Origin of the sequence: Streptosporangium sp. NPDC006013, from assembly GCF_040614275.1 — a bacterium.
Taxonomy (GTDB): domain Bacteria; phylum Actinomycetota; class Actinomycetes; order Streptosporangiales; family Streptosporangiaceae; genus Streptosporangium.
Genome location: NZ_JBEXUE010000570.1, coordinates 1 through 5,799 on the forward strand (window position 1 = coordinate 1; position 5,799 = coordinate 5,799).

Below are 5,799 nucleotides of genomic sequence, written 5' to 3' on the forward strand. Positions count from 1 at the left end.
GGCAGCGTCTGGGGCAGGTAGCCCGGCACCCCCCGTACCGTGACCGAGCCCGCGGTCGGGCGGGCCCGGAAGGTCCAGGTCCCGGAGCCGACGGTGTAGACCGTCGCGGAGGTGTTCTCGGGCATGGGCGGATGGACCCCGGGCCGTAGGGGTCCGGGATCGGCGTCAGATGGATGGCGGGTGGTTCACCCCTGCGCGGGGCGCTTTCCCCGAAGTCGCGGGCCACGCCGTCGCCCGGCGAAGCGGTCATTCCCTCGGGAGAGCCGACCGGCGGGGCCGCGCCTCAGGGCTGGACGTGGACGACCTCGATGCCGAGCAGGTCGGCGACCGCGCGCAGCTCGGCCAGCCGGTGGCCGGTGCCCAGCGCCCAGTGATGGGAGATGCCCGTGGCGCTCCACGCGTCGGTCCACTCCCCCGGATCGCAGCCGAAGTCCACCCGCGAGGTGGTGTTGCCGATCCGCAGCAGCGGGCCCTCCACCGTGACGCCCTCGGAGACCACGAAGGCGAACGTCCCGTCGCGCCGCTGCAGCAGGCCGAGCGTGGTCACCGGACCGTGCGCCACGTCGAACTCCACCGAAACGCCCCACCCGCGCTTGCCGTGGTAGACGCCCAGCCCGCGCAGCAGCGGCCGGCGCGCGCTGATCGCCAGGTGGGCGGGGCCGTCGTGGCCCATCTCCACATGACCGCGCGCGAAGTCCAGCGCCTGCAGTTCGGTGAACGAACCGCCTGCCCCGATCCGGTCCATGACCAGCATGGCGAGCGAGGTACGCAGCTCGTACTCGCCGGCCGTGGGGATGCCCCGCGCGGTCAGCAGGGACGAGCCCAGGATCATGCCCGCGCCCAGCCGCTCGTGGATCTCCCCGTCCAGGCCCCGGTGGTAGTAGGCCAGGCTGTCGAGGGCGAAGTCCTCCACCAGCCGGTCCAGCCCGACCGAGACCCGCGCGGCCCAGGCGAAGTCCTCGTCGTTGACCGTGTCGGCCAGCTCGAAGACCTCCCGTGCCAGACCGGTGCGCTCCTTGACCTCGGCGTCGGTGACCTTCTCCACCCGCACCCGCAGGTCGTCGAACTCCAGCACCTCCACGTGCCCGCCGAGGTTCACCGGCACCAGGGTCAGGTCGGTGGCCACGTCGAGCATGCCGGGGTAGAGGTGCCCCATCAGCCCGTGGCGGCCCCGGCGCAGCGCAGCGCGCACACCGGCGGCCCGCACCCATCGGCCGATCTTGGCCCAGGCCCGCTCGTCCTCCAGGTACCCCGACACCGACCGGAAGGGGATGCCCGCGCGGATGAAGGTGTTGGCCATCTCCGGCAGCGGGCATGCCCCGCAGTAGGCGAGCCACTGGCCGGTGTCGAAGGTCGCGTGGTCCATCGACTCGCTGGGCTGGAGATTGATCAGCAGTACCGGCGCGCCGCTGCGCTGCGCGACCGGCAGGAGCATCGTCGCGGTCATGTACGTGGTCAGGAAGCCCACGATGATGTCACAGCCGGCCTCGCGCAGCCTCTCCGCCGCGGCCGCGCCCTCCTGGGCGTCGGAGATGAAGCCGACGTCGACGACGTCGCAGCCCAGCTCCCGCATCCGAGCCGAGACGCGCTCGGAGGAGCGCCGGAGCTGCGGGAGCAGGTCGGGGAACTGCGGCCAGTAGGCTCCCAGCCCACCGGCGACCAGTCCCACCTTCGTGCGGGGTGGGGCGATCCGATCCAGGACCGTGGTCAAGACGTTCTCCTCTCAGCGGGGATTGCCGCGGGAAGCGGGGTCAGCGCAGGAAGGCGGCGGCGACGCCGGCGTCCACCGGGATGTGCAGGCCGGTGGTCTGGGTGAGCTGGGTCAGCTGGAAGACCGCGGCGGCGATGTGCTCGGGCAGCACCTCGCGCTTGAGCAGGGTGCGCTGCGCGTAGTACTCGCCCAGCTTCTCCTCCTGAACCCCGTACACCGCCGCCCGGTTGGCCCCCCAGCCCGAGGCGAAGATGCCGGAGCCGCGCACCACCCCGTCGGGGTTGATGCCGTTGACCCTGATCCCGTACTGGCCCAGCTCGGCCGCCAGCAGCCGTACCTGGTGCGCCTGGTCGGCCTTGGCCGCTCCGTAGGCCACGTTGTTCGGCCCGGCGAACACCGCGTTCTTGGAGGAGATGTAGACGATCTCCCCGCCCATGCCCTGGTCGACCATCACCCGGGCGCTCTCCCGCGAGACCAGGAACGAGCCGCGGGCCATCACGTCGTGCTGCAGGTCCCAGTCGGCGACGCTGGTCTCCAGTAGCGAGCGCGACAGCGACAGGCCCGCGTTGTTGACCACCAGGTCCACCCCGCCGAACGCCAGCACCGCCGCCTGGAGCGCGGCGATCACCTGTGCCTCGTCGGTGACGTCCACCCGCACGGCGGTCGCCACGTCCTCGGCCCGGTAGGCCCCGGCGCCGAGCTCGGCGGCGACCTTCTCCGCGGCGTCCAGGTCGCGATCGGCCACCACCACGCACGCGCCCTCGGCGGCCAGCCTGCGGGCGGTGGCCGCGCCGATGCCCGAGCCGCCCCCGGTGACCAGCGCGACCCTGGTGGCCAGCGGCTTCGGCGCCGGCATCCGGCGCAGCTTGGCCTCCTCCAGCTCCCAGTACTCGATCCGGAACTTCTCGCTCTCCTCGATCGGGGCGTAGCGCGACAGCGCCTCGGCGCCGCGCATCACGTTGATCGCGTTGACGTAGAACTCCCCGGCCACCCGGGCGGTCTGCTTGTCCCGGCCGAAGGAGAACATGCCCACCCCCGGCACCAGCACGATCGCCGGATCCGCGCCGCGCATGGCGGGCGAGTCGGCGGTGGCGTGCCGGTCGTAGTAGGCCGCGTACTCCTCGCGGTAGGCGGCGTGCAGCTCGCGCAGCCGGGTGACGGCGTCGTCGAGCGGCGCGTCGGCGGGCAGGTCGAGCACCAGCGGGGCCACCTTGGTGCGCAGGAAGTGGTCGGGACAGGAGGTGCCCAGCGCGGCCAGTTCGGGGTGACGCTCGCGGGACAGGAAGTCCAGCACCTCGTCGGTCGCGGTGTAGTGGCCGACCTGCGCCACGTCGGTGGAGGCCAGGCCGCGGATCACCGGGAAGAGCGCGGCGGCCCGCTCACGCCGGGCCTCCTCGGGAAGCGACCGGTAGCCGGGCCTGACCGGGCCGAACGGCTCGGCCGCGCCGTGTTCGGCGATGTGGGCCTCGGCGGTCCGGATGATCCACAGCGAGTTGGCCTCGCACTCCTCGGAGGTGTCGCCCCAGGCGGTGATGCCGTGGCCGCCGAGGATGCAGCCCACGGCCTGCGGGTTGTCCTTCTTGATCGCGGCGATGTCGAGGCCGAGCTGGAAGCCGGGGCGCCGCCACGGCACCCAGACCACCCGGTCGCCGAAGATCCGTACCGTCAGCGCCTCACCGTCGGCGGCGGTGGCGATCGCGATGCCCGCGTCCGGGTGCAGGTGGTCCACGTGCGCCGCGTCCACCAGGCCGTGCATCGCGGTGTCGATCGACGGCGCCGCGCCGCCCTTGCCGAAGGCGCAGAAGTCGAACGCGGCGACCATCTCGTCCTCGCCTTCGACCCCCGGGTAGACACCGCTCAGGGCGTGCAGCCGGTCCAGCCGCAGTACGGCCAGGCCCGTCTCGGCCAGCGTGCCGAGGTCTCCCCCGGACCCCTTGACCCACATCAGCTCCACGTCGGAGCCGGTCACCGGGTCGACGGCCATGCCCTTGGCCGAGGTGTTACCGCCCGCGAAGTTGGTGTTGCGCGGGTCCGCACCGAGCGCGCGTGACCGCTGCAGCAGTTTCTCAACCGGCGTTCTCATGAAATATCCCCCAACGAATGAACCGTGTTCTCAGCATGCGAGGCGCGGGTCTCAAGCGCCCCAGCCGGCCTGGGCACCGCCGACGCGCTCGGCGGCGATCTTCTCGAAGTACCCCGAGCGCGCGTAGGCGGCCATCGGGTCGGGGTCCAGCCCCCGCTCGGCGCGCACCTCCGCCAGGAGCGGACGCACGTCGGTGTTGTAGGCGTCCATGAACACCCCGTTGGCCCCCAGCACGTCACCGGCGGACTGCGCCGCCGCCAGCGCCGCCCGGTCCACCAGCAGCGCCTTGGCCGTGGCCTCCTGCACGTTCATCACCGACCGGATCTGCCCGGCGATCTTCGGCTCGATGTTGTGGCACTGGTCCAGCATGAACGCCACGTCCTCGGTGTATCCGCCACCGCGAATCACCTCGAACATGATACGGAAGAGCTGGAACGGGTCGGCGGCCCCCGCCATCAGGTCGTCGTCGGCGTAGAAGCGGGAGTTGAAGTCGAACCCGCCCAGCTTGCCCTCGCGCAGCAGGAACGCCACGATGAACTCGATGTTGGTGCCCGGCGCGTGGTGCCCGGTGTCGACCACCACCTGAGCCTTGGGGCCGAGCTTGACGCAGTGGGCGTAGGCGGTGCCCCAGTCGGGCACGTCGGTGGTGTAGAAGGCCGGCTCGAACAGCTTGTACTCCAGCAGGAAGCGCTGGTGCTCGCCCAGCCGGTCGTAGACCTCGGCCAGCGACTCGGCCAGCCGGTCCTGCCGGGAACGGATGTCGTCCTGGCCGGGGTAGTTGGTGCCGTCGGAGAACCACAGCTTCAGCGTGTCCGAACCGGTGGCGTCCATGACGTCGACGCACTCCAGCAGGTGGTCGGTCGCCTTGCGCCGCACCCGTGCGTCCGGGCTCGTCACGCTGCCCAGCATGTAGTCGTCGTCCTGGAAGACGTTGGAGTTGATCGCGCCGATCCGCACTCCCAGGTTCGACGCGTGCGCCGCGAGGCCGGCGTAGTCGTCGACCTTGTCCCAGGGGATGTGCAGCGCCACACTCGGCGCGGCGCCCGTGAAGGCGTGCACCTGGGCGGCGTCCGCGAGCTTCTCGTACGGATCCCGGGGCACCCCTCGCTGGGCGAACACCTTGAACCGGGTACCGCTGTTGCCGTACGCCCATGACGGGGTCTCGATGGCCTGCGCCAGCAGGGCGGCCTTGATGTCGCTCATCGAAGCTCCGGGGCCGTGACAGCCCCTCCTCCTATCTTCCTGATCCAGTGGGGGTACGCGGTCCGACCGTTCCGGCGCGCACGCCGGCCGGTCCCACCGGGGCACGGCGCGCGGGTCGGGCGGGCCGTGCCGGTGGTGCCGGTCAGAAGTCGAACTGGTCGATGTTGGCCTTGTCGAAGACGAAGGGCGGACCCAAGATGATCTCCCCGTCCTTGCCGATGGTCCGCTCGCCGAGCCGGCCCGCCTTGAGCACCTCCCCCTCGGCGCCGGTGATCTGCCCCGAGGCCAGCGCCGCGGCGGCGTAGGAGGCCAGGTAGCCCAGGTCCTTGGGGTTCCACAGCGCGAACTTCTGCACCGTGCCGTCCTTGACGAACTGGCGCATCTGGTTCGGGGTGCCCAACCCGGTCAGCACGACCTCGCCCTTGTACTTGGAACCGGAGATGTAGCGGGCGGCGGCGGAGATACCGACCGTGGTCGGGGAGATGATGCCCTTCAGGTCGGGGTAGGCCTGCAGCAGTCCCTGGGTCTCCTGGAAGGATTTCTGGTCGTCGTCGTCGCCGTAGGCGACCTTGACCAGTTTCATCTCCGCGTACTCGGGCTTGCCCAGCTCGTCCTTCATGAACTCGATCCAGGTGTTCTGGTTGGTCGCGTTCGCCGTCGCCGACAAGATCGCCACCTCGCCCTTGCCGCCGATCATCTCCGACAGTAGTTTCACCTGGCTGCGTCCGATCTCCTCGGAGTTGGCCTGGTTGATGAAGAGGTCACGGCAGTCCTTGGAGGCGTCGGAGTCGTAGGAGACGAT

General features: G+C 70.9%; 4 protein-coding genes. All 4 read right to left on the reverse strand.

Annotation, left to right across the window (positions count from 1 at the left end):
- Positions 1-283: 283 nt before the first annotated feature.
- Entirely contained in the window at positions 284-1,711 is a 1,428-nt protein-coding gene (locus ABZ260_RS45160) for an L-fucose/L-arabinose isomerase family protein (RefSeq protein ID WP_355630442.1), read from the reverse strand.
- Between the two features lie 40 nt (positions 1,712-1,751).
- The gene (locus tag ABZ260_RS45165) at positions 1,752-3,794 is read right to left on the reverse strand and encodes a bifunctional aldolase/short-chain dehydrogenase (protein WP_355630445.1); all 2,043 of its coding nucleotides are present in this window, start codon (positions 3,792-3,794) and stop codon (positions 1,752-1,754) included.
- A gap of 51 nt (positions 3,795-3,845) precedes the next feature.
- On the reverse strand, positions 3,846-4,997 hold the full coding sequence (rhaI, locus tag ABZ260_RS45170; protein WP_355569308.1) for an L-rhamnose isomerase: 1,152 nt from the start codon (positions 4,995-4,997) through the stop codon (positions 3,846-3,848).
- A 142-nt stretch (positions 4,998-5,139) separates the two neighbouring features.
- Positions 5,140-5,799 (reverse strand): substrate-binding domain-containing protein (locus tag ABZ260_RS45175; protein WP_355630448.1); only part of this gene is annotated, 660 nt, incomplete at its 5' end.

Excerpts from the sequence above, each read along its gene's own strand:
- rhaI (WP_355569308.1), bottom strand. The coding sequence starts at position 4,997 with ATGAGCGACATCAAGGCCGCCCTGCTGGCGCAGGCCATCGAGACCCCG.
- ABZ260_RS45165 (WP_355630445.1), bottom strand. The coding sequence starts at position 3,794 with ATGAGAACGCCGGTTGAGAAACTGCTGCAGCGGTCACGCGCGCTCGGT.